Annotated in this window: 19 protein-coding genes; 13 read left to right on the forward strand and 6 right to left on the reverse strand. The window is 73.1% G+C overall.

The window, feature by feature from the left end:
- Positions 1-16: 16 nt before the first annotated feature.
- On the forward strand, positions 17-1,528 hold the full coding sequence (locus tag AB0K65_RS18790) for a fatty acyl-CoA synthetase (RefSeq protein WP_365717819.1): 1,512 nt from the start codon (positions 17-19) through the stop codon (positions 1,526-1,528).
- A 53-nt stretch (positions 1,529-1,581) separates the two neighbouring features.
- Here AB0K65_RS18790 and paaK read toward each other — a convergent pair whose 3' ends face one another.
- Positions 1,582-2,898, reverse strand: coding sequence for a phenylacetate--CoA ligase PaaK (gene paaK / locus AB0K65_RS18795; RefSeq protein ID WP_365717821.1), 1,317 nt, complete (start codon positions 2,896-2,898; stop codon positions 1,582-1,584).
- Positions 2,899-3,271: 373 nt separating this feature from the next.
- Between paaK and AB0K65_RS18800 the strand changes: the two genes are divergently transcribed.
- From AB0K65_RS18800 to AB0K65_RS18810, 3 genes are all read left to right on the forward strand, one after another.
- Positions 3,272-4,495: a cytochrome P450 gene (locus tag AB0K65_RS18800; protein WP_365717823.1), complete on the forward strand. Its 1,224-nt coding sequence runs from the start codon at positions 3,272-3,274 to the stop codon at positions 4,493-4,495.
- 52 nt (positions 4,496-4,547) lie between these two features.
- Positions 4,548-5,084, forward strand: coding sequence for a cupin domain-containing protein (locus AB0K65_RS18805; RefSeq protein WP_365717826.1), 537 nt, complete (start codon positions 4,548-4,550; stop codon positions 5,082-5,084).
- Positions 5,085-5,250: 166 nt separating this feature from the next.
- The gene (locus AB0K65_RS18810) at positions 5,251-6,039 is read left to right on the forward strand and encodes a GNAT family N-acetyltransferase (RefSeq protein WP_365717828.1); all 789 of its coding nucleotides are present in this window, start codon (positions 5,251-5,253) and stop codon (positions 6,037-6,039) included.
- Between the two features lie 64 nt (positions 6,040-6,103).
- Here AB0K65_RS18810 and AB0K65_RS18815 read toward each other — a convergent pair whose 3' ends face one another.
- Positions 6,104-6,913: a pentapeptide repeat-containing protein gene (locus AB0K65_RS18815; protein WP_365717831.1), complete on the reverse strand. Its 810-nt coding sequence runs from the start codon at positions 6,911-6,913 to the stop codon at positions 6,104-6,106.
- Positions 6,914-7,181: 268 nt separating this feature from the next.
- Between AB0K65_RS18815 and AB0K65_RS18820 the strand changes: the two genes are divergently transcribed.
- Positions 7,182-8,156 carry an NAD(P)-dependent alcohol dehydrogenase gene (locus AB0K65_RS18820; protein ID WP_365717833.1) on the forward strand — a complete coding sequence of 325 codons (975 nt, stop codon included), beginning with the start codon at positions 7,182-7,184 and terminating at the stop codon, positions 8,154-8,156.
- A gap of 49 nt (positions 8,157-8,205) precedes the next feature.
- Here AB0K65_RS18820 and AB0K65_RS18825 read toward each other — a convergent pair whose 3' ends face one another.
- On the reverse strand, positions 8,206-9,840 hold the full coding sequence (locus AB0K65_RS18825) for an acyl-CoA synthetase (RefSeq protein WP_365717835.1): 1,635 nt from the start codon (positions 9,838-9,840) through the stop codon (positions 8,206-8,208).
- 176 nt (positions 9,841-10,016) lie between these two features.
- On the opposite strand from AB0K65_RS18825, the gene AB0K65_RS18830 reads away from it, so the two are divergent.
- The 7 genes from AB0K65_RS18830 (at position 10,017) to AB0K65_RS18860 (ending at position 16,266) form a co-directional block, all read left to right on the forward strand.
- Complete coding sequence (locus AB0K65_RS18830) at positions 10,017-10,817, forward strand: crotonase/enoyl-CoA hydratase family protein (RefSeq protein ID WP_365717837.1); 801 nt, start codon at positions 10,017-10,019, stop codon at positions 10,815-10,817.
- A gap of 232 nt (positions 10,818-11,049) precedes the next feature.
- On the forward strand, positions 11,050-12,009 hold the full coding sequence (locus AB0K65_RS18835; protein WP_365717839.1) for an OB-fold domain-containing protein: 960 nt from the start codon (positions 11,050-11,052) through the stop codon (positions 12,007-12,009).
- Entirely contained in the window at positions 12,006-13,079 is a 1,074-nt protein-coding gene (locus tag AB0K65_RS18840) for a thiolase domain-containing protein (RefSeq protein WP_365717842.1), read from the forward strand. The genes AB0K65_RS18835 and AB0K65_RS18840 overlap by 4 nt, the downstream gene beginning before the upstream one ends.
- A complete protein-coding gene (locus tag AB0K65_RS18845; protein ID WP_365717844.1) occupies positions 13,072-14,235 on the forward strand; it encodes a thiolase domain-containing protein in 1,164 nt (387 codons plus the stop codon). The genes AB0K65_RS18840 and AB0K65_RS18845 overlap by 8 nt, the downstream gene beginning before the upstream one ends.
- A 151-nt stretch (positions 14,236-14,386) precedes the next feature.
- Positions 14,387-14,797 carry an ACT domain-containing protein gene (locus AB0K65_RS18850; protein ID WP_365717846.1) on the forward strand — a complete coding sequence of 137 codons (411 nt, stop codon included), beginning with the start codon at positions 14,387-14,389 and terminating at the stop codon, positions 14,795-14,797.
- A gap of 583 nt (positions 14,798-15,380) precedes the next feature.
- Positions 15,381-15,881 carry a hypothetical protein gene (locus tag AB0K65_RS18855; RefSeq protein ID WP_365717848.1) on the forward strand — a complete coding sequence of 167 codons (501 nt, stop codon included), beginning with the start codon at positions 15,381-15,383 and terminating at the stop codon, positions 15,879-15,881.
- Between the two features lie 16 nt (positions 15,882-15,897).
- Positions 15,898-16,266 carry an RNA-binding S4 domain-containing protein gene (locus AB0K65_RS18860; protein ID WP_365717850.1) on the forward strand — a complete coding sequence of 123 codons (369 nt, stop codon included), beginning with the start codon at positions 15,898-15,900 and terminating at the stop codon, positions 16,264-16,266.
- Positions 16,267-16,322: 56 nt separating this feature from the next.
- Here AB0K65_RS18860 and AB0K65_RS18865 read toward each other — a convergent pair whose 3' ends face one another.
- Both AB0K65_RS18865 and AB0K65_RS18870 read right to left on the reverse strand, forming a co-directional pair.
- Positions 16,323-18,512, reverse strand: coding sequence for a terpene synthase family protein (locus AB0K65_RS18865; protein ID WP_365717852.1), 2,190 nt, complete (start codon positions 18,510-18,512; stop codon positions 16,323-16,325).
- A 738-nt stretch (positions 18,513-19,250) separates the two neighbouring features.
- Complete coding sequence (locus AB0K65_RS18870; RefSeq protein WP_365717854.1) at positions 19,251-20,375, reverse strand: aminoglycoside phosphotransferase family protein; 1,125 nt, start codon at positions 20,373-20,375, stop codon at positions 19,251-19,253.
- Positions 20,376-20,609: 234 nt separating this feature from the next.
- Between AB0K65_RS18870 and AB0K65_RS18875 the strand changes: the two genes are divergently transcribed.
- The gene (locus AB0K65_RS18875) at positions 20,610-22,103 is read left to right on the forward strand and encodes a hypothetical protein (protein ID WP_365717856.1); all 1,494 of its coding nucleotides are present in this window, start codon (positions 20,610-20,612) and stop codon (positions 22,101-22,103) included.
- A 187-nt stretch (positions 22,104-22,290) separates the two neighbouring features.
- Here AB0K65_RS18875 and AB0K65_RS18880 read toward each other — a convergent pair whose 3' ends face one another.
- Positions 22,291-23,772 carry a SpoIIE family protein phosphatase gene (locus AB0K65_RS18880; RefSeq protein WP_365717859.1) on the reverse strand — a complete coding sequence of 494 codons (1,482 nt, stop codon included), beginning with the start codon at positions 23,770-23,772 and terminating at the stop codon, positions 22,291-22,293.
- Positions 23,773-23,881 lie beyond the last annotated feature (109 nt).

Genomic DNA, 23,881 nt, shown 5'->3' on the forward strand with positions numbered 1-23,881 from the left:
CACCGAGGATCCCGGCATGGAACGACTCCTGAGCCGTACCGTCGACGGTGTCCTGCGGATGAGCGCGCAGCGTGTCCCCGAACGGATCGCCGTGCGGTACGCGGACCGCTCCTGGACCTACGCCGAGCTGGACGCGGCGGTGTCCACCGGCGCCGCCGTCCTGCGTGAGCGGTACGGACTGGCGGAGTCCGCCCGCGTCGCGACGTACGGCCACAACTCCGACGCCTATCTCATCGCCTTCCTGGCATGCTCGCGCGCGGGCCTGATCCACGTCCCCGTCAACCACCACCTGACCGGTGACGACCTGTCGTACATCCTGGGGCAGTCCGGAAGCTCACTGGTCCTGGCCGACCCGGGCCTGGCCGGCCGTGTCCCCGACGGCTTCGCCGTGACGGCGCTGAGGGACGCGGACGACTCGTTTCTCGCGGCCCTCGCCGAACCGGGCGCGTACGACGCCGAGCGCGACCCACGCGAGCACGTGCAGCTGCTCTACACCTCGGGAACCACGGCCCTGCCGAAGGGCGCGGTCATGACCCACCGCGCGCTGGTCCACGAGTACGCCAGCGCCATCGAGGCCCTGGACCTGAACGAGGACGACAGGCCGGTCCACTCGCTGCCGCTCTACCACTCCGCGCAGACGCACGTCTTCCTGCTGCCCTCTCTCGCGGTCGGCGCCGAGAACACCATCGTCGACGCCCCCGACCCCGCCGTCCTCTTCGATCTGATCGAGACGGGGCGCGCCGACAGCCTCTTCGCCCCGCCGACGGTCTGGATCGGCCTGTCGAACCACCCGGACTTCGGCGCGCGCGATCTGTCGGCCCTCCGCAAGGCGTACTACGGCGCCTCGATCATGCCCGTGCCCGTCCTGGAGCGGCTGCGGGACCGTCTGCCGGGTCTGCGCTTCTACAACTGCTTCGGGCAGAGCGAGATCGGACCGCTCGCCACCGTGCTCGGTCCCGACGAGCACGAGGGCCGGATGGAGTCCTGCGGGCGGCCCGTCCGCTTCGTCGAGGCGAGGGTCGTCGACGAGGACGGCGAAGACGTCCCGGACGGCACACCCGGCGAGGTCGTCTACCGCTCGCCCCAGCTGTGCGACGGGTACTGGGACCGGCCGGAGGAGACGGAGGAGGCGTTCCGGCACGGCTGGTTCCGCTCCGGCGACCTCGCCGTCCGGGACGCCGAGGGCTACTTCACGATCGTGGACCGGGTGAAGGACGTCATCAACTCCGGGGGAGTGCTGGTCGCCTCCCGCCAGGTCGAGGACGCCCTCTACACCCACCCGGGCGTCGCCGAGGTCGCCGTCGTGGGACTCCCCGACGAGCGCTGGATCGAGGCGGTCACGGCCGTCGTCGTCCCGAAGGCCGAGGTCACCGAGGACGAACTCATCGCCCACGCCCGGTCGAAGCTCGCCCACTTCAAGGCCCCGAAGAAGGTCCTCTTCGTGGACGCGCTGCCGCGCAACGCCAGCGGGAAGATCCTCAAGCGCGAGCTCCGGGACCGCTTCGCCGCCCGGGCGGACACGGCCTGAGTCCCGGCCGGGCGACGCCCTCCGGACGACCCGAACCCCTTCCGGGCGCTTCCCTACGGGCCCGTCGTCCGGGTCGTGCCGCCGTCGTCCTGCCGGAGGTCCACGATCCGCCTGATCTTGCCCACCGACCGCTCCAGTGTCTCGGGGTCGACCACCTCGACCCCCACCGAGACCCCGACCCCCTCCTTGACGGACCGTGCGATCGCCCGTGCCGCCTCCGCGCGCTGCTCGGGCGTCGCCTCCGGGCGGGCCTCGGCCCGTACCGTCAGCGCGTCGAGGCGCCCCTCGCGGGTCAGCCGCAGCTGGAAGTGCGGCGCGACCCCCGGCGTACGCAGCACGATCTCCTCGATCTGGGTCGGGAAGAGGTTCACCCCGCGCAGGATCACCATGTCGTCGCTGCGGCCGGTCACCTTCTCCATCCGCCGGAAGACCCGCGCCGTGCCGGGCAGCAGACGGGTCAGGTCCCGGGTGCGGTAGCGGACGACGGGCATGGCCTCCTTGGTGAGCGAGGTGAACACCAGCTCGCCCTCCTCGCCGTCCGGCAGCACCTCTCCCGTGAGCGGGTCCACGATCTCGGGGTAGAAGTGGTCCTCCCAGACGTGCAGTCCGTCCTTGGTCTCGACACACTCCTGCGCCACCCCGGGGCCCATGACCTCCGAGAGGCCGTAGATGTCCACCGCGTCGATGGCGAACCGTTCCTCGATCTCCCGCCGCATCGCCTCGGTCCACGGCTCCGCGCCGAATATCCCGACCTTGAGCGAGGTGCTGCGGGGATCGACGCCCTGACGCTCGAACTCGTCGAGCAGCGTCAGCATGTACGAGGGCGTCACCATGATGATCTCGGGCTCGAAGTCCTGGATCAGCTGGACCTGGCGGGCCGTCATGCCGCCCGAGGCCGGAATGACGGTGCAGCCGAGACGCTCGGCGCCGTAGTGCGCGCCGAGCCCGCCCGTGAAGAGTCCGTAGCCGTAGGCGACGTGCACCCGGTGCCCGGGGCGCCCGCCGGCCGCGCGGATCGACCGGGCGACCACGTCCGCCCAGACGTCCAGGTCGCGGTCGGTGTACCCGACGACGGTCGGCCGCCCGGTGGTCCCGCTGGAGGCGTGGACGCGCCTGACGCGCGACCGGTCCACGGCGAACATGCCGAAGGGGTAGTTGTCCCGCAGGTCGGTCTTGGCCGTGAACGGGAAACGGGCGAGGTCCGCGAGCGAACGGCAGTCCTCGGGACGCACTCCGGCGCCGTCGAAGGACCGCCGGTAGAAGTCCACGTTCTCGTAGGCGTGGCGGAGGGTGGAGCGCAGTCGCTCCAGCTGGAGGGCCGCCAGCTCCGCGCGTCCCAGCCGCTCGCCGCTGTCCCACAGGTCCGTCATGCGCCGTGCTCCCGTCCCGCTGCCCGCCCCGGCGACGGCCGCCCGTCGTGACGGGCGACCGATCGTTCGGTTGATCCGTCCGGATCAGTAAATCCGGCGGCACCCGGTCGTTGGCAAGGGGGCGGGACGAGTTTTCCGCATGCGTGTCCGTGTGTCCGCATGCCTGCGGGTCCGCGCTCGGCGCCCGCCCGCGTGGTGCGCGGCCGGGGGCCGCGCACGGCCGGGTGTACGGGCGGCGGACCGCGCCCCGAGCCGCCGCAAGATCACGCAATGGAGTGCGTTTGACCGCCTCCGTGCGCATGCGTGCGAAAAGCGGGGGATGGGTCAGGGAAGTACCGGATCCGCACGCACCCGCACCCGCGAAGGCCGCCCCATGACCACGACCGTCACCTCCGAGTCCGCCGACGTCCCCCAGGTCCATTTCTGGGCCGTGCCCGACCTCACCGGCCTCGACTTCGATCCCCTGCTCGCCCGGCTGCTGCACGAGGACCCGGTCACCCGCGTGCGGCTCCCGAACGGCGAGGGCCACGCCTGGCTCGTCACGCGCTACGAGGACGTCAAGTTCGTCTCCGTCGACCCCCGCTTCAGCCGGCAGGCCGTCTGGGGGCGCCAGGTCACCCGGCTCGCCCCGCACTTCATCCCCATGGACGGAGCCGTCGGCTTCGCCGACCCGCCCGACCACACCCGGATGCGCCGAGTCGTCGCCCGCGCCTTCAGCGCCCGCGCGCTACGGTCCCTGCGCGACCACGCGCAGGCCACCATGGACCGCCTCCTCAACGCGGTGGAGGAACACGGCGCCCCCGCCGACCTCATGGCGATGGTCAACCGGCCCTTCCCGCTCGCCATGGTCAGCGAGCTGATGGGCGTGCCGGAGGACGACCAGCCGCTGATGGCCCACTGGTCCGACACGATCATCTCCGCCGGGGCCGGCCGCGAGGCCAGCGAGAAGGCCAAGGCCGAGATGGGGCAGTACTTCACCGATCTCATCGGCCGCAGCCACGGCACGGACAAGGAGACGCTCGTCGCCGTCCTCGCGGACGCCGTCGGCGACACCACCCTCGAGGAGCACGAGGCCGTCGGCCTCGCCGTCCTCATCCAGATCGGCGGAGCGCACGCGGTGCGCAACAACAGCGCCAACATGGTGTACGCGCTCCTCACCCACCCCGAGCACCTCGCCCGGCTGCGCGCCGACCCCGGACTGCTGCCCCAGGCCGTCGACGAGCTGCTGCGGTACATCCCGCACCGCAACGCCGTCGGTCTGTCCCGGATCGCCATGGAGGACGTGGAGGTCGGCGGCGTGCTGATCCCGCGGGGTGAGGCCGTCTACGTCTCCTACCTGACCGCCAACCGCGACCCGGAGGTCTTCCCCGACCCCGAGCGGCTGGACTTCGACCGCGACTACAACCCGCACGTCGCCTTCGGCCACGGGCCCCACTACTGCCCGGGCTCCGCGCTGGCCCGCATCGAGTCGGAGATCCTCCTCGACTCCCTCTGGAAACGCTTCCCCGACCTGCGCCTCGCCGTACCCGAGGACCAGATCCAGTGGCAGCGCGGCGCCCTGATCCGGGGCCCCGAGACCCTTCCGGTCACCTGGTGACCGGGCCTGCACGGTCACGGGAAGGAACGGCGACGAGAGGACGTACGACCGCATGACAGCCATTCAGGCGCGCGGGGGGCTCGTCGTGCCGCCCGGCCACGGGAAGACCCTCACCACCGCCGCCCAGCGGGTCACCTTCAAGGTCACCGGCGAGCACACCCGGACCGCCTCCACGTTCGAGGTCGAGGTCCCGCCCGGGTTCGACGTGGGCGCCCACACCCACGGCCACAGCGAGGAGCTGTTCTACGTCCTCGAAGGCGAACTGGACGTGCTCGCCTTCGAGCCCCTGGTGCGCACCCCCGACCGCTGGCGGGACTGGGAGTCGGCCGCCGGCGAGCGGGTCGTACGCGCCACTCGCGGCACGCTCATCCTCGTGCCGCCCGGCTGCCCCCACGCCTTCGCCAACCCGACGGGCGAGCCCGCGCGGATGCTGTTCCAGGCGTCCCCGCCCCCGGACCACGAGCGGTACTTCGAGGAGCTGCTGGAGATCCTCGGCTCCGGCGGAGAGGTCGACCACGCGGCGGTGGAGGAACTGCGCCGCCGCTACGACATCGAGCAGCTCACCCCGTTGCGCCACTCCACGGCCTGAGGCCGGGGCGGCGCGACGCGGCGGAGCGCCGGGCCGGCGCCCGACCGTGCGACGCACTGGACGCGTGACCCGCCGGCAGGGCGTCGGGCCCACTCCGGCCGGCGGCTGACGGTGCAGTCCGGAAACCCTTTTGCCCGCCTCCGGCGGCCGGTGCTGGAGTGACCGCATGGACTCCTCGCACTACCCGGCGCTCCTGCGCCGGTACGACCGGCAGCTGCGGCTCGGCGCCCGCCCCGACGGCCCTGGCAGCCGCGTCGAAAGGGACGGCCCGGTCGTCCGGCAGACCGGGCCCGAGCACGCCTGGAACGGCGTCCTCTGGTCCGGACTCGACGAGACCGGCGCCGACGCCGTCATCGCCCGGCAGATCCGCCACTACACCCGGCACGGCCGACGCGCGTTCGAGTGGAAGCTGTACGGCCACGACGGCCCGGCCGACCTCGCCGTTCGCCTGCGCGCGGCCGGATTCACCGCCGAGGACCAGGAGACCCTGATGGTGGCCGAGACGGCGGCACTGCCCACCGCCGTCGAGCTGCCCGACGGCGTCGAGCTGCGCCCGGTGACCGACGCGGCCGGAGTGCGCCTCGTGACCGAGGTCCACGACCGGGCCTTCGGCGGGGACGGCTCCTCCCTCGGCCGGCAGTTCACGGACCGGCTCGCCGCCGAACCGGGCGCCGTCACCGCTGTCCTGGCCATGGCGGGCGACGAGCCCGTCAGCGCCGCGCGCCTGGAGCTCTACCCCGGCACCGACTTCGCCGGGCTCTGGGGCGGCGGCACGGTCCCGCCGTGGCGCGGCAGGGGCCTCTACCGCGCGCTCGTCGCCCACCGCACGCGCATCGCCGCCGAACACGGACACGCCTACGTCCAGGTCGACGCGGCGGACACCAGCCGCCCGATCCTCCAGCGCCTCGGATTCGTCCCGCTGACGACGACGACCCCGTACGTCTACGTTCCCTGAACGGCCGGAACGGCTCGGCGTCCGCCCGACCGGAGGTGGCCCCGCAGGGACTTTCCGCCGCCTCTCAGCAGCGCCCCGCCCAGTGGGAGGGGCGCTCGAAGCCCTCGGGGAGCAGGGTGGCGGCGTCGCCGCGGGCCGCGTTGAGCTGGGGCTGGGTGAGGAAGAGCGCGCCGGTCAGGTCCGCGCCCGACAGGTCGGCGTCGCGGAGGTCGGCGCCGATCAGGTCGGCGAGGGACAGGTCGGCGCCGCTCAGGTCCGCCGCGATCAGCAGCGCCCCGCGCAGGTCCGCGCCGCGCAGCTTCGCCCCGCGCAGCCGTGCCCCGATCAGGTCGGCGCCCCGCCGGTTCCGGGCCGTGCCGCCGGCCGCCGCCCGCACGAGCGCGCTCGCCTGCAGCAGCAGCGGGTTCACCCGGGCCCGCACCGCGGCCACGTCCAGTTTCTCCAGCTCGTACGCCGTGCCCCGGGTGAGCTCCTCGACCCGGGCCAGGGCCTCGGCCGCTTCGTCGTGCAGCGGGCGCGCGGCGGGCAGCGCGAGGACCTCGGTGAGGTAGCGCAGCAGCTCGTGGAGCTGCCGCACCACGGGGAAGACCTCGTACATCAGGTGCGCCGTCTCCGGGGCCTCCCGCCAGGAGACCCCGCCGAACGTGATCTGCGAGACCTTCTGGCCGGCGCCGAAGCAGTCGTACACCGTGCAGCCCGAGAAGCCGCTCGGCCGCAGCCGGGTGTGGATCCCGCAGCGGAAGTCGTCCCGCAGGTTCCGGCAGGGCTCGCCGGAGGACTTGTCCACCGCGAAGTCCGCCGAGCGGGCGAAGGGAAGCGCCACGCAGCACAGCCCGAAGCAGTTCGCGCAGTCCCCGCGCAGGGTCTCGGACATGGTGGTGCGCTTCCTTCGTACTCTTCCGGGACGGACGTCCCACGGTATCGCGTCGCGCATGCGGCGAACCCGGTCGCCCGCGGGAGTTCGGGGCCCGGTGCGGCGTGCGGGGCACCGCCGCCCCGCCGGGCGGACGTCGATGTCTTCCGGGCACTCCCTAGGGATCGTCCCCGATGTCCCGGGCGCGCCCCCGCGCCTACCGTGGTCGGGGAGCCCGGGGAGCGGTCGGGAGCCCTTCCGCACTCTCGACGCGCGTTACGGAGGCCCGGTGAAGGCGATCGTCCAGGACAGATACGGCTCGCCCGACGTGCTGGAGTACCGGGACGTCGAGGAGCCGGCCGTCGCCGGTCACGAGGTCCTCGTCCGGGTCCGCGCGGCGGCGGTCAACGCGCGGGACTGGCACTACATGCGGGGCGATCCGTACGTCGCGCGCCTGGCGTTCGGGCTCGGCCGACCTCGCGTGCGGGTCCGGGGCACGGACTTCGCGGGCGTGGTGCAGGCGGTGGGCAAGGACGTGCGGGGATTCCGGGCCGGTGACGAGGTGTTCGGCGAGGCCGAGGGGGCGTTCGCGCAGTACGTGCGCGCCACGCCGGACGTCCTGGCACCGATACCCGCCGGCCTGACCTTCGCCCAGGCTGCCGCCGTGCCGCTGGCCGGCAACACCGCCCTCATGGGCCTGCGCGATGTGGGGCGGGTCGGGCCGGGCGCCAGAATCCTGATCAACGGCGCGTCCGGGGGTGTGGGGACCTTCGCCGTCCAGATAGGCAAGGCGCTCGGCGCCGAGGTCACCGCCGTGTGCGGAACGCGGAACGCGGACCTGGTCGGATCACTCGGCGCCGACCACGTCGTCGACTACACCCGGGACGACTTCACGCGCCGCCCCGGGCGTTACGACGTGGTGCTCGACCTGGTCGGAAACCGTTCCCTGGCCGCGTACCGCCGCGTGCTCGCACCCGACGGGACGCTGGTGCTGTCCGGGGGCGGCGTCTCGCGGGGCGGCAGCCTGTTCGGCCCGATGGGGCTCCTCGTCCGCGGCCGGGCCGTCGCGGCGTTCGTCGGTCATCGGCTCCTCGTCCTGGAGTCGACGCCGAGCGCGGAGAACCTCGTGGCGCTCGGCGAGCTGGTCGAGACGGGTCGGCTCACCCCGGTCATCGACCGGACCTACCCCCTCGGCGAGGCGGCGGAGGCCATTCGCTACCTCGAGGTGGAACACGCGCGGGCCAAGGTCGTCCTGACCGCCTGATCCTCTGCCGCCCGGGCCTCCGGCCCCCGGCGATCGCTCCGGCGCCGGCTCAGCTGCCGTCGTGCTCGGCCGACGCGACGGACCTCGCCCAGCGGTAGTCCGCCTTGCCGCTCGGTGAGCGCTGGATGCTGTCGGTGAGCACCAGCCGGCGCGGGATCTTGTAGCCGGCCAGCCGGGAGCGGCAGTGGGACTGGACGGCCGACAGGTCGAGCGCCTCCGCGCCGGCGCGCAGCTGCACCACCGCGGCGACGTGGTGGCCCCATCTCGCGTCCGGCACTCCCGCGACGAGGGCGTCGTAGACGTCCGGATGGGACTTGAGCGCCTGCTCGACCTCCTCCGGATAGACCTTCTCGCCCCCGGTGTTGATGCACTGCGAGCCCCGACCGAGGACGGTCACGATGCCGTCCTCACCGACCGTCGCCATGTCGCCGAGGAGGACCCAGCGCTCGTCGCCCCGCCGGAAGAAGGTCTCGGCGGTCTTCACCGGGTCGTTGTAGTAGCCGAGCGGCACGTGCCCGCGCTGCGCGAGGCGCCCCGGCACGCCCACGGGCACCGGTTCGTACGTCACCGGATCCACCACCCGGGTGCGTTCGTTGACCTCCAGACGGAAGCCCCTCTCCGGGCCCGAGTCGTCCGTCGCCTTGCCGTTCGAACCGGACTCGGAGGAACCGAAGTTGTTCAGGAGCAGCACGTGGGGGACGAGTGCCTGGAACTGCGCCCGTACCGTGTCCGACATGATCGCTCCGGACGAGGAGACGCTGAAGAGCGACGACAGGTCCGTGCCCTCGAGGGGGCCGTGCAGGGCGTCGACGAGGGGCCTGAGCATCGCGTCGCCGACCAGCGACACGCTGGAGACCTTCTCCTTGGCGATGGTGCGGAGCACCTCCTCCGGGACGTACTTCCGGTGGAGGACGAGCCGCTGCCCGTAGTTGAAGGCGACGAACGAGGTCAGCGTCGACGTGCCGTGCATCAAGGGGGGCGTGGGGAAGAAGGTGATCCCCGCTCCGCGCGCCGCCACCCGTTCCGCCAGCTCCTCCGGGCGCTTCACGGGCTCGCCCGCCGGTTCTCCGCCGAAGAGCCCGGCGAAGAACAGGTCCTCCTGGCGCCACATGACGCCTTTGGGCATGCCCGTCGTCCCGCCCGTGTAGATGATGAAGAGGTCGTCGCCCGACCGCTCCGGGAAGCCCCGCTCCGGCGAGCCGGAGGCCTCGGCGTCGGTGAAGTCCGTGCAGGCGGGGCCCGGTGCCGCCGCCCCGTCCTCGGGCCGGGTCCCCACCCGGACGAGGTGCCGCAGCTTCTCCGTCCGCGGCAGGGCGGCGGCGACCCGGTCGGTGAACTCCGAGTCGAACACGAGCGCGGCCAGGTCGGCGTCCCGGTAGAGGTAGACCAGCTCCTCCTCGACGTAGCGGTAGTTGACGTTGACCGGGACGATCCGCGCCTTGAGGCAGGCCAGCACGGTCTGCAGGTACTCGACGCCGTTGTAGAGGTGCAGGCCGAGGTGCTCGCCCGGCCGGACGCCCGAGTCGAGCAGGTGGTGGGCGAGGCGGTTGGCTGCGGCGTCGAGCTGCGCGTAGGTGAGCCGGCGTTCGGAGCCGGTGCCCGGGTGGTCGACGTACACGAGCGCCTCGCGGTCGGGGACCACGTCGACGACCGATTCGAACAGGTCGGCAAGGTTGTATTCCACCGTTCCTCCTGACCCCGCTGATCGTCACGGCCGGAACTGACCCGGCGGTCATTAGAGCGCCGACCGGCGGAGGGCGGAAGGGGTCCCGCAGAAGAAACTGACTGGGTGTCAGAAAACTATTGAACTGGACCGTCGCCTCCTGCAACCTGTTCTAGGTCTGGAGACGGGAGACGCCCATGGGTGGGACCGAACACCTCAGCGTGCGGCGCGAAGGCGCCACACTCGTGCTCACGCTCGACCGGCCGGAGGCCAAGAACGCGCTCTCACTGCCCATGCTCGTCGGGCTGTACGACGGCTGGCTGGAGGCGGACGCCGACGACACCGTCCGCTCCGTCGTCCTGACCGGGGCCGGCGGTTCGTTCTGCGCCGGGATGGACCTCAAGGCGCTGGCGGGCAAGGGGATGGCGGGGGAGGGGTACCGGGACCGGCTGAGCGCCGACCCCGACCTGCACTGGAAGGCGATGCTGCGCCACCACCGCCCCCGCAAACCGGTGATCGCCGCCGTCGAGGGCCACTGCGTCGCGGGCGGCACCGAGATCCTGCAGGGCACTGACATCCGGGTCGCCGGCGCCTCGGCCACCTTCGGCCTCTTCGAGGTGCGGCGCGGGCTCTTCCCGATCGGAGGATCCACGGTCCGGCTGCCCCGCCAGATCGCCCGCACCCACGCCCTGGAGATGCTGCTCACCGGCCGCCCGTACAGCGCGGAGGAAGCGGCCCGGATCGGACTCGTCGGTCAGGTCGTCCCCGACGGCGGCGCTCTGGACAAGGCCCTGGAGATCGCCGAGCGGATCAACGCCTGCGGACCGCTCGCCGTCGAGGCGGTCAAGGCGTCGGTCTACGAGACGGCCGAGATGACCGAGAGCGAAGGGCTGGCGGCCGAACTCAAGCGGGGGTGGCCGGTCTTCGAGACGGCGGACGCGAAGGAGGGCGCCCGCGCCTTCGCCGAGAAGCGCGAGCCGGTGTACCGCCGGCGGTGACCCGGGAGCCGAGAAGGCGCGCGCCCGCTCGCGGGCGCGCCGCCCCCAAACCGGCGGCGCACGGGGCGATCCGACGGCCCGCCGCCACCCCGCCGACAGCCGACAGCCGACAGCCGACAGCCGACGGAGCGAACCGTGCGGCCGCGACGGAGCGCATCGCGCGGCCGCCGACGGAGCAAGCCGTGCGAGCCGCCGCCCGGGCCGCCCGCCCACCACGGAAGGAGCCCCATCCATGACCGCCACCCCCGCGCCGGACATGCTCCGCGCACTCCTCGTCGTGGAGTTCCCCTTCACCCGCTCGCTCGGACCCGTCCAGTCGGCCTTCCTGACCGGGCTGCGCGAGCGGACCGTCCTCGGGGTGCGGACCGGTGACGGACGTGTCCTGGTCCCGCCCGTCGAGTACGACCCGACCACCGCCGCCGAACTCCGCGAACTGGTCGAGATCGCCGCCACCGGGACCGTCACCACCTGGGCCTGGAACCACGCGCCCCGCCCCGGCCAGCCGCTGGCGACCCCCTTCGCCTGGGTCCTCGTCCGCCTCGACGGCGCCGACACCGCCCTGCTGCACGCCCTCGACGCCCCCGGGCCCGAGGCCGTCCGCGCCGGGATGCGCGTACGGATCCGCTGGGCCGACGACCGGCACGGCGCGATCACGGACATCGCCTGCTTCGAGCCCTACGCGAGCGACCCCGCCACCGAGGCGCGGGCCCACCACGGGAGGTTCGACGACCCCGTCACCGGAATCGTCGCACCGGCCCGCCTGGACTACACGTACAGCCCCGGACGCGCCCAGACCGGCTACCTCCGCGCCCTCGCCGAGCGCCGGACCGTCGGCGAACGCTGCCCGTCCTGCGCCAAGGTCTACATCCCGCCCCGGGGCGCCTGCCCCACCTGCGGCGTCGCCACCACCGACCGGGTCGAGGTCGGTCCACGAGGCACCGTCACCACCTTCTGCATCGTCAACATCAAGGCGAAGAACCTCGACATCGAGGTCCCGTACGTCTACGCCCACATCGCCCTGGACGGTGCGGGCCTCGCCCTGCACGGCCGGATCGGCGGCATCCCCTACGACCAGGTCCGCATGGGCCTGCGCGTCGAGCCCGTCTGGAGCGAGGACGGCCGCTTCCCCGACCATTACCGCCCGTGCGGCGAGCCCGACGCCGACTACGACACGTACAAGGAGCTGCTGTGAGCGCCGAGCGAGCGACGCCCGACCGGCAGGTGGCCATCGTCGCCTTCGCCCAGACCGACCACGCGCGGCACACGGACGAGGTCTCCGAGGTCGAGATGCTCATGCCCGTCCTCCACGACGTCCTGCGGCAGACCGGCCTGAGGACCGCCGACATCGGGTTCACCTGTTCCGGCTCCTCCGACTACCTCGCCGGACGCGCCTTCTCCTTCACCATGGCCCTCGACGGCGTCGGCGCCTGGCCGCCGATCTCCGAGTCCCACGTCGAGACGGACGGAGCCTGGGCCCTCTACGAAGCGTGGGTGAAGCTCCTGACCGGCGAGGCCGACACCGCGCTCGTCTACGCCTACGGGAAGTCCTCGGCCGGCTCGGTCCGCGACGTCCTGACCCGGCAGCTCGACCCCTACTACCTCGCCCCCCTCTGGCCCGACGCGGTCGCCCTCGCCGCGCTCCAGGCCCAGGCGCTGATCGACGCGGGCGACACCGACGAGCCCGCCCTCGCGGGCATCGCCGCCCGCAACCGCCGGGACGCCACCGCCAACCCGCACGCGCAAGTGCCCGGCGCCCGCCCCCAGGGCGACTACCTCGTCCGGCCGCTGCGCGCGGGCGACTGCCCGCCCGTGGGGGACGGCGCCGCCGCCGTGATCCTGTCGGCCGGGGACAGGGCACGGGAGCTGTGCGCCCGCCCCGCCTGGATCCGTGGCATGGACCACCGGATCGAGGCCCACGCCCTGGGCGTACGCGACCTGACCGACTCGCCCTCCACCCGGCTGGCCGCCGAACGCGCGGGAGCCTTCGAACGGCCCGTCGACACGGCGGAACTGCACGCCCCCTTCAGCGCGCAGGAGGTCGTCCTGCGCAAGGCCCTCGACCTCGACGACAGCGTGAGGGTCAACCCCTCCGGCGGAGCGCTGGCCGCCAACCCCGTCATGGCCGCCGGGCTCATCCGCCTGGGCGAGGCCGCCGCCCGCATCCACCGGGGGGACTCCGACCGCGCCCTCGCCCACGCCACCTCCGGCCCCTGCCTGCAGCAGAACCTCGTCGCCGTCCTGGAAGGGGAAGCACGTGCCTAAGGAGCCCGTGGCCGTCGTCGGGATCGGCCAGACCAAGCACGTCGCCGCCCGCCGGGACGTCTCCATCGCCGGACTGGTCCGCGAGGCGGCCCTGCGGGCACTGGAGGACGCCGAGCTGACGTGGGCGGACGTCGACGCCGTCGTCATCGGCAAGGCCCCCGACTTCTTCGAGGGCGTGATGATGCCGGAGCTGTACCTCGCCGACGCCCTCGGCGCGGTCGGCAAGCCCATGCTCCGCGTCCACACGGCCGGATCGGTCGGCGGGTCGACCGCCCTGGTCGCCGCGAACCTCGTGGCCGCCCGCGTCCACCGCACGGTCCTCACCCTCGCCTTCGAGAAACAGTCCGAGTCCAACGCCATGTGGGGGCTGTCCCTGCCCGTCCCCTTCCAGCAGCCGCTGCTTGCCGGCGCCGGCGGATTCTTCGCCCCGCACGTCCGCGCCTACATGCGCCGCACCGGCGCCCCCGACACCGTCGGCTCCCTCGTCGCGTACAAGGACCGGCGCAACGCGCTGAGGAACCCCTACGCCCACCTCCACGAGCACGACATCACCCTGGAGAAGGTGCAGGCGTCGCCGATGCTCTGGGACCCGATCCGCTACTCCGAGACCTGCCCGTCCTCCGACGGGGCCTGCGCGATGATCCTGACCGACCGGTCCGGCGCGGAGCGCGCGCCCCGCCCGCCCGCGTGGGTGCACGGCGGCGCGATGCGCAGCGAGCCCACGCTCTTCGCGGGCAAGGACTTCGTCTCACCGCGGGCGGGCCGGGACTGCGCCGCCGACGTCTACCGGCAGGCGGGCGTCACCGACCCCCGCCGGGAGATCGACGCGGTGGAGATGTACGTCCCGTTCTCCTGGTACGAGCCGATGTGGCTGGAGAACCTGGGCTTCGCCGAGGAGGGCGAGGGCTGGAAGCTCACCGAGGCGGGGGTGACCGAACTCGACGGGGACCTGCCCGTCAACCCCTCGGGCGGGGTGCTCTCCACCAACCCGATCGGCGCCTCGGGCATGATCCGCTTCGCCGAGGCGGCGCTGCAGGTGCGGGGCCAGGCGGGAGCGCACCAGGTGGACGGGGCGCGCAGGGCGCTCGGCCACGCGTACGGCGGGGGCGCGCAGTTCTTCTCCATGTGGCTCGTCGGGGACCGGCCTCCCGCCTGAGGTCCGCCCGGGGAGTGGTGGGGGCTACGGCGCCGGGCCTCCGCCCGGCCGGAGCGGCGGCGGCTCGTGGTCGACCCGGTGACGCCGCCCCGCCCTGACGTGACACGCCGTCACACCTGACGACGGTCCCGCCCGTCCTAGGGTGGTGATCATGAGTGCAGAGCGTGATCTGACCCGGCTCGTCGCCGGGATGCGGCCGGAGCTGAACGCCGGCCGCTACGTCTTCGTCACCGTGGCCGGCCCCGTCCCGGCGGGCGTCGCCCCGGTCGCCACCGTCGCCGAGAGCGAGGGGCTCACCCTCGTCGTCCGCCAGGAGGAGGCCGACGCGGCCTCACTGGAGTACGACTACGTGGCGGGCTGGATCACCCTGCGGGTTCACTCCGCCCTGGACGCCGTCGGCCTGACGGCGGCGGTCGCCCGTGAACTCGCCGACGCGGGTCTGAGCTGCAACGTGCTGGCCGGCTTCCACCACGATCACCTCTTCGTCGAACACGCCCGCGCGCGGGAGGCGTTGGCGGTGCTGCGGACACTGTCGGAGCGCGCGTCCCACTCCGCCGTCTGAGGTCCGCGTCGCCCCCCCGGTGGGCGGGGCGTGCGCCGCCCTCGGGCCCTCGCGGCGGGCCCTCGGGCACCGTGGAGCCCTCCCGTATCCGGGCGGCGCTCGCCACCGGTCACGGGTGCCCCGGACACCCGGCTGGACACGACCGCCGTCGCCCCGCCCCCGGCGCCCGTGCCCACGGTCATGGCCCGCGGTCCTGGCCCCCGGCTTCGGCTCCCGGCTTCCGGCGCGCCCTGCCCCGCGGTCACGGCCTGTGGCCCAGCCCGGGCACGCGCGACCGGACCGGCCCATGCCGCCGTCCCCTCGCTCGCTCCGCGGACCTCGGCCCCGCCTGGCCGGGTCACCCCCCCCGAGCCGGCGCCGTCCCTCCGGCGGGAGGACGGACCGTCGTCGCCCGGATCCGGACGGTGCGCGCCCGGGGCCCCGGGCCCCCGGGGTCGCGGAGCGGCCCGGCGGGCGGGTGGCCGAGCGGGCGGCGACCCGCCGGGAAGCCCCTGAGGGGCGGGCCCAGGACGGCTTCGGCGGGTTCGCCACGGACCCCGCCCCGGCGCTCCGTGTCGCGCGCCCGGGCACGTACCATGGCCGTATGTCCTTCCTCCGCCGCCGCAGCGCCGCCACTCCCGCGGGCCCGGACTTCGACGTCCTGGCCATGGACCCGGGCGACTGGCCCGGCAACCTCGGCGCCGGTCTCCTCCCCGCCCCCGACGGCACCTGCCAGGGCGTCTTCCTGCGCTACGACCTCTTCGGCGGCCGCGGCCCCGCGATGATCATCGGTAACCTCCCCGAGGGGTCCCCGGCGCGCGAGCTGGCCGACGGGCAGATCCCCTTCGAGGTGGCGCAGCTCCTCGCGGCCCTGGAGAACGACGAGCCGGTCGAGGTCCTGGAGACCGAGGACATGCCCGTCATGCAGGGCGACAACCTGCTGATCGTCCGCCGGGTCAAGCTCTCCGAGAGCCGCATCTCGTGCGTGCAGTTCGACCGCAGCGACAACGTCCTGGTCACGATCGCCAGTTGGGACCGGCCGATCACGGACGACCTGTACGCGCTCCTCAAGCCGCTGCCGGCCGAGTTGTTCCAGCAGGGCTGAGGGAGAGGCGGGGCCGATGAGCGCACGTGTCGACAGCTGGATCTGGGCGGTCCGCCTCACCAAGACCCGCTCGCAGGCCGCCGCGGCCTGCCGGGCCGGACACGTCAAGGTGAACGGCGAGCGGGCCAAGCCCGCCCAGCCCGTGAAGCCGGGCGACGAGGTCCGCCTCTTCCACGGCGGCCGGGAGCGGATCGTCGAGGTGAAGGAGCTGCTCACCAAGCGCGTCGGCCCGCCCGTCGCCGCCGAGGCCTATGCCGACAACAGCCCGCCGCCGCCACCGCGCGAGCACGTCGCCCTCGCGGCGGTGCGCGACCGGGGCGCCGGACGCCCGACCAAGCGTGAGCGTCGCGAGCTCGACCAGCTGCGCGGGCACCGCCCCGCCTGACACCCCCCGTCCCCGTGGCGGGGGCGCGCCGGAGCGACCCGGCGCCCCCGCGCCCGCTAGGCGGTGAACAGCGACGCGAGCCGTGCGGCCGATGTCCCGATCCCGGTCGGGCCCGGGCGCAGCAGCGCCGTACCGCCGCCCGCGTGCACGTCCTCGGGCGCGTAGCGGCGGACCTCGCGGTGCCAGTGGAGGATGCCGGCCAGCCAGTCCTCCAGCTCCCGCACATACGCCTCCATCGCCGCGCGGCCCTGGCTTCCCAGGCCGAAGTCGGCGTACAGGACGGGGAGTTCATGCTCCTTGGCGTGCAGGAACTCGTTCAGCCGCCCCCGCATCAGGTCGTCGATCATCCCCACGGCGGTCGGATAGTCGATGTCGAAGAACTTCTGCACCACGAGGACGCCGTTGTGCACCTCCCCCTCGACCTCGATCTCCTTCTGATACGAGAACAGGTCGTTGACGAGACAGGCGTACGTCGACGCCGACTTCTCCAGGCGCGCGACGGTCCCCGACCGGAAGATCCCTCGGGGGAGGTCGTGTGCGTGCCGGAGCCGGCAGAGCGACATCGTCAGGTCCGAGCCGAAGGTGTGGTGGCGCATCTCGAGGTAGTCCACCGGATCGGGGACCCGGTGCTGCGCCTGGTTGTGCAACTCCCACATCCAGCTGTCGAGCATCCGGTCCAGCGCCTGGCGCAGCTGCGCCCGGGCGCCCGGCCCCATCGGCGCCGTCGTGCGGGTCCACAGATCGGCCAGTGAGCGCTCCATCGGCGTCACGGCGAGTGCCGCCCCGGCCGCCGGATCGTCCACCGGCACGCACCCCTTGAGCCGTTCGGTGCACTCCTTGGCGCCGGCCAGGTCGCGCGGGCGGCCGAAGACCAGGGGGTAGTAGTCGTCCCCGTACGTCCCCCAGGTCAGCCACTCCGCGCTGAGCTCCAGTTCCTCCGGCGTGGCGTCGGGATCGAGGCCGGCCGAGCAGAGCGCGAAGTCGAATCCCTCCAGCATCGGGCGGTCCCAGATGTCGTCGAGGAGACCCATCCGCTCGGCCCACTCCACGGACAATCGCTTCGCCTCCTGGTGGTGGGGGCTCAGCGTCAGCGGGAAGGGCAGGTCGAACGCGGGCAGGACCGAGGCCCCGACCGTCTCGTGCGGGACATGGGTGAGGCTCCTCAGCCGTGCCGCCGCGGGCCGGCCGAAGACGTTCCTGATGTCCAGCGCGGAGGTGCCGAGGACGCCGGAGAGCCGAGACGGGCCGTTGTCCGCGCCCTCGTTCATGTACCGGCTGGACCGCATGTGCCACTCGTGGCCGCCCGACTGCCAGTCCTGGAGGCCCTTCGTGTAGGCCGCGACGGCCGCGCACTCCGCCGGCGTCAGCCCCTTCTCCAGGCAGAGACCGGGGACTTCCGTGAGCGCGGTGTTCTCGAACTGCTGGAGCCGCGAGGTCAGCAGGTCGTTGACGGCCTCCGCGGCCTCCTGGGTCGTACACCCCAGGAACTTCTCCAGGACGAGGACGCCGTTGCTGTTCTCTCCCTCGTCCTCGACCTCCCGCTGGTAGGAGAACAGATCGTTGCGCAGGTGCACCGCGTCCGAGAAGGCGTCCCGCAGCACGCACAGCGGCCGGGAGCGCGCCACCTGCTCGGGGACCTCGGCGCCGGCGGCGTACTCGACGAGCCCGGCCGACCACGGCGCGCCGCCCACCTTGCGGCGCATCTCGATGTACTCGAGGGGGTTGGCGATCCGCCCCTCGTTGATGTTGTCCAGCTCCCACAGCGACTCGTACAGCAGGTGCTCGGTGGACTCGGCGAACCTTTCCCTCCACGCCGTCGACATGGACGGGACCGTGCGCGTCCACAGGTCCGCGAGCCCCGCCTCGACGGGGTTGGTCGGCTCCGGCATGAGCTCCGCCGCGTCCATCGGCATGAACAGCGGCAGCCGGTCGAGGTACGTTTTGCCGCCGGGCCGGTCCTGGGGGCGCTTGAACACCTCGAGGAAGTGGTCGTCGAAGAAGAACACCCAGGTGTACCAGTCGGTGACCAGGGACAGCGTCTCGGCGTCGCAGTCCGGATGGGTGTAGGAGCACAGCAGCGCGTAGTCGTGGGACTCGAGGTCGTGCTCCTCCCAGACGCCGGAGCCCTCCAGCATCCCCATCGCCCGCGCCCACTCGCGGGTGTGCGAACGGGCCTCCTCCACATGGGGGTTGAGCCGCGCCGGATACGGGACGTAGAAATCCGGCAGTACGAAGGGCTGAGCCATGCGTGCGGGGCCTTTCGGTGAAGCGGTCGATACCCGGCCCAGCCTTACCCCTCACCCGTACGACGCACGCCGCACCCGAGATAGTCATACGAACGCCGAGGGGTGTCGTGGGGCGCTCCGTCCGTCCGCATCCCTCCGCCGCCTGCCCGGCGGGCGGGTCGGGCGCGGTGAACCCGCACGTCAGCGGCCTTCACGAAGGCGAAACGGTGAGCCGAACCGGATCTCGCGGCACTCCTCCCGGCCCCGGACGACGCGGCGTCCCGTGGGATCGAACACCGGCGCGAAGGGGTACTCGCCCGGGGTACGGCCCCCCCACCCGCGCTCCGTCACCGTGACCGCCGGCCTGTCGAGGTCCGGGCACGGGTGTCGTTCACGCCGGTGGTGGAGGACCGACCGTCCGGCCGCGGGCAGATGTCCTTCGAACGGGGGTGACGGGAGGGCACACGGACCGAGCCCCCCGCCACCGGCTCCCGGAGGGTCCGGCAATCACCGCTCCGGCAGGGGATGTCCCACGTCAGAGGTGATGTCACCGGGTCTCGGGACACGAGGCCGCGGACGTGCGGCGGTCAGCGGAGCGGACCAGTGCCGTCCCGGCGCGCCGTGCGGCGCGGAGGCTGTCGCGCGGTGGGGGTCCGGGCTCCCGAGCTCCGCCCGATACGACGATGCCCCGCCCGTCCGGTGTGTCGGCACCGGACGCGCGGGGCGTTCCCCCGAGTCGTCGGTCGGCGGGCGCCCGGCTCAGCGCGTGCCGACCGCGGCGCGCACGGCCCGCCGCGCCATGGCGCAGTCGTCGTGCAGCCGCCGCAGCAGCAGCCGCTGCTCCTCACCCGGCGAGACCGCGCCGGAGGGAACGGGGACCGAACCGGCGGGCGGCGCCTCCTTGATGGTGCGCTGCACCGCCGTCTCGTACGTACGGATCTCCCGCGTGAGCACGATCATCAGGTTCACCAGGAAGGCGTCCCTGGACGCCGGCCCGGCCTGCTGCGCGAGCTGACTGATCTGGCGTCGGGCCATCGGGGCGTCGCCGAGCACCGCCCACAGCGTCGCCAGGTCGTACCCCGGCAGGTACCAGCCCGCGTGCTCCCAGTCGACCAGGACCGGGCCCGTGGGGGAGAGGAGGATGTTCGAGAGCAGGGCGTCGCCGTGGCAGAACTGCCCCATGCCCTGACGGCCGCCCGCCTGGGCGAGGCCGTGCAACAGCTTCTGGAGGTCGTCCCGGTCCCGGTCGGTGAACAGCCCCAGCTCGTGATAGCGGGCGATCCGTGACGCGTAGTCGAGCGGGGCGTCGAAGGTCCCGGCCGGCGGACGCCAGGCGTTCAGCCGGGCGATCGCACCGAGAGCCGCGCGCACGTCCGCCCGGGGCGGTGCCTCCAGGGGGTGCCGCGTCAGCGCCGCCGCCCGTCCGGGTGTCCGCTCGATCACCAGCGTGCAGTTCTCCGGATCCGCGGCGATGAGCCGGGGGGCGCGCACCGGTGGCCGGTGCCGGACGAAGGCGCGATAGGAAGCTATTTCGTGCTGGAACCGCTCGACCCACGCCGGGGAGTGGTCCAGTAAACACTTCGCGACCGCCGTCGTCCTCCCGGTGGTCCCGACGATGAGGACCGACCGGCCGCTGCGGCGCAGCACCTGCACGGGATTGAACTCCGGACAGATCCGGTGGACGGAGGCGATGGCCATCCGCACCTGGGCCCCCTGCGGGCCGGACAGATCGATTCTTCCGCTGGGCGCGGGGGTCACGCCACCGGCCCAGCGTCGCGCCCGGACCGTCGGGGCCGCGGGGGCCAGGTACGGTCCGGCGCCGGCCGGCATGGAGCGGTGCTGCGGCCGGGGCGGGGCGGACACGGAGGACGATGCTGTGTACATGGAGGTGACAGATCCCTTCGTGCGCCGACGAGTTGCGTGCGTCGCCCCGCCCGGCCTCCGGGCCGCACCCTGGGGAATGAGGGCCGGCTGCCGGGGCGGGGTGGCGCGTTCCTACCTGACACCCAGGCGCGGGTGGCGGAACATCGGGCGCACCCTGGCGAACCCTGGCGAATAGTCGCCAGCCCTATGACACGGGGTTAGTGTCAACTCAGCCGAGAACCTGGGGGCTTTGACGTGACCGGACAGACCAACACCCGCCTGGCAGACCTCTTCGGCCTGACCGGCTGGTCCAAGGGCGAACTCGCGAGACTCGTGAACCGGCAGGCGGCGGCCATGGGCCACCCCCAGCTGGCGACCGACACCTCGCGGGTGCGGCGCTGGATCGACACGGGGGAGACCCCGCGCGATCCCGTACCCCGGGTGCTGGCAGCGCTGTTCACCGAGCGACTCGGCCGTGTCGTGACCATCGAGGACCTCGGGTTCGTACGGCGCGGGCGTGCAGGCAGACGGCAGAACGTCAGGAACACCGACAACCCTGACGCGCTGCCCTGGGCGCCCGAGCGTACGGCGGCGGTCCTCACCGAATTCACGGGAATGGACCTCATGCTCAACCGACGCGGCCTGGTGGGCGCGGGTGCCGCGCTCGCGGCAGGCTCCGCACTCAGCAACGCCATGTACGACTGGCTGCACACCGACCCCTCACGCAAGCCCGGCGCTGCCCGGGCCACCGATCCCCTGCACGCCGATCCCGCCGGGTTCGACCGCTACGAGGCCGCCCCCATCGGGTCGGAGGAGATCGACGCGCTGGAACGCTCGGTGGAGGTGTTCCGCGCCTGGGACGCCTCCCGGGGCGGCGGCCTCCAGCGCAAGGCGGTCGTGGGCCAGCTCAACGAGGTGGGCGGCATGCTCGCCTACCACCACCCCGACCATCTCCAGCGGCGCCTGTGGGGTGTCGCCGCCAACCTGGCGGTCCTCGCCGGCTGGATGTCCCACGACGTGGGCCTGGAACCCACCGCACAGAAGTACTTCGTCATCGCCGCCCACGCGGCGCGCGAGGGCGGCGACCGGCCCCGGGCCGGCGAGGCACTGTCCCGGGCCGCCCGGCAGATGGTCCACCTGGGCCGGCCGGACGACGCCCTCGACCTGATGAAGCTCGCCAAGTCCGGCTCGGGTGAGGAGGTCCTGCCCCGCACCCAGGCGATGCTGCACACCATCGAGGCCTGGGCGCAGGCGTCGATGGGCAAGGGCCAGGCCATGCGGCGCACCCTCGGCGAGGCGGAGGAACTCTTCGTCTCCGACCGGTCGGACGTCGAGCCGCCCAGCTGGATGCAGAACTTCGACGAGGCCGACATGCACGGCATGCAGGCCCTCGCCTACCGCACGCTCGCCGAGCACGACCCCGCCGCCGCGGTCCCGGCACAGCGCCACGCCAAACTGGCCCTGGAGCTCCGCCGCAGCGGTCACAACCGCTCGAAGCTCTTCGACTACATCTCCCTCGCCTCGGCCTGCTTCATCGCCGACGATCCGGAACAGGCGGACCGCTACGCCCGGTTGGCGCTGGTGTCGATGGGCGACACGTCCTCGCACCGCACCTGGGACCGGCTGCGCGAGATGTACCGGCTGACCGGGCAGTACGCGGGCTACGCCAGGATCGAGGACCTCCGCGAGGAGATCGCTCTCGCCCTGCCCAAGCCCGCGGCGAAGCGCCCGAGGATCGGCGGGGTCTGAGCCGGGCGGTCCGCCGCAGACGACCCGCGGCACCCGCGGGCTCAGGTCCGTAGGAGAAAGGGCACACCGGACCGGCCGGTATGCCCTCCAAGGTGCCGGCGCGTGCCGCCCGACCGCAGCCCGGCCGCAGCCCGTGTGACCGCCCTGTCGATCCGCGTTCCGTGATCCGGAACAGATCCGTCCGGGCCTAACCGACCCGTACCACCATCACGCAGGCGTCGTCCTCGCGCGGGGCCTCGCCGAACTCCTCGACCACCGACCGTACGCAGTCCTGCGCGTCCCGGGCCCCGGCGAGCCGTGGCGCGAGGGAGAGGAGACGCCGCGTACCCGAATCGTCCTGGGCGCCGCCCGTCCCGCGGGTCAGCCCGTCCGTGTGCAGTATCAGCAGGTCTCCCGGAAGGAGGCGGACGTCGGCCTCCTCGTACGCGGCCCCGGTGGTCGCACCCAGCAGCACGCCGTCGGGCCTGGCCAGAGCCCGCCCCGTCCCGTCGCGGAAGAGCAGCGGGGCGGGGTGGCCCGCCTGCGCCCAGGAGAGCGTCTGGCGCGCGGGGTCGTAGCGGCAGCACATCGCGCTGCCCAGCGCCGGCTGCGCGGCGGTCTCCAGGAGCCGGTTGAGGTGGCCCATCAGGGCACCCGGCCGGATCCCGGCCACGGCCATGCCGCGCAGCGCGCCGAGAAGCATGGCCATCGAGGAGGTGGCGGAGACGCCGTGCCCGGTCAGGTCGCCGACCGTCAGCAGGGCGTCGCCGTCGGGAAGCGCCAGCGCGTCGTACCAGTCGCCGCCGATCAGACCGGTCGACGCGGCAGGGAGGTAGTGACCGGCCACGTCGAGCGGCGCGCCGGGTCCGCCGTGGGCGAAGCTGAGCGAACCACGCCAGGGTGGCAGCACCGCCTCCTGCAGCTCCACGGCGACGCGGTGCTCCGTGCGCTCGATGTGCCGGCGGTGCTGGAGGGAGTCGCGTGACTCGCGGACCGCGCGCTCGCTGCGGCGCAGCTCGCTGACGTCCCGTAAGACGGCCCACATGGACGCGGTGCACCCGTCGGCGTCGAGGACCGGCTCGCCCGTCATGTGCAGGGTGCGGACCCGGCCGTCACTGCGGACGATCCGGAACTCGCCGTCGATCGGTTTCCCGTCGATCAGACAGTCCGTCACCATCGCCTGCAGAATGGGCTGGTCCTCGGCGAACACCATCGACGGCAGTTCGTCGAGGGACATCGGGCCGCTCTCCGGAACGCGGCCGAAGATCTGGAACAGCTCCTCGGACCAGCTGACCTCGTCGGTCAGCAGATTCCACTCGGCGCTGCCGACCCGGCTCAGCAGGGAGCCCGTGCGCGCCGGGGCCGGGCCGCCGTACGCCGCGCCGGGCTCGGAGTCGAGCTCCGCCCCCGCCCCGCTCTCCGGGACATCGAGGGCCGGCGGGGCGGCCGACTCCCCGGGCATGCCCACCTTGAGCTGACTCAGGTGGGCCCCGAGGTCGTCGAGTTGATGCACGGCGAGGTCGCACAGGGCGCGCTGCCAGCGGTTCTGGGGATCGTCCTCGTCCATGACCGCGTCCCGGCGCACGGCGTCCACGTCTCCGCGCAGACGGCGGGTCTGCGAGATCAACGCGTCCACCATGCCGGGCTCCGGCGGCTGGGCGGGACGGTCCGCGAACAGATGGGACGGCATGTCGTACTCCGATACAGGCGCGGCGCGGCCAGGTGTGGAAAACAAGGCCCGGATACGACTGTTGCACAGGCCGACACACGTCGTAAGGGATTTGGCAACACTCGATCCG

The organism is Streptomyces sp. NPDC053755 (assembly GCF_040677675.1).
Taxonomy (GTDB): Bacteria; Actinomycetota; Actinomycetes; order Streptomycetales; family Streptomycetaceae; genus Streptomyces.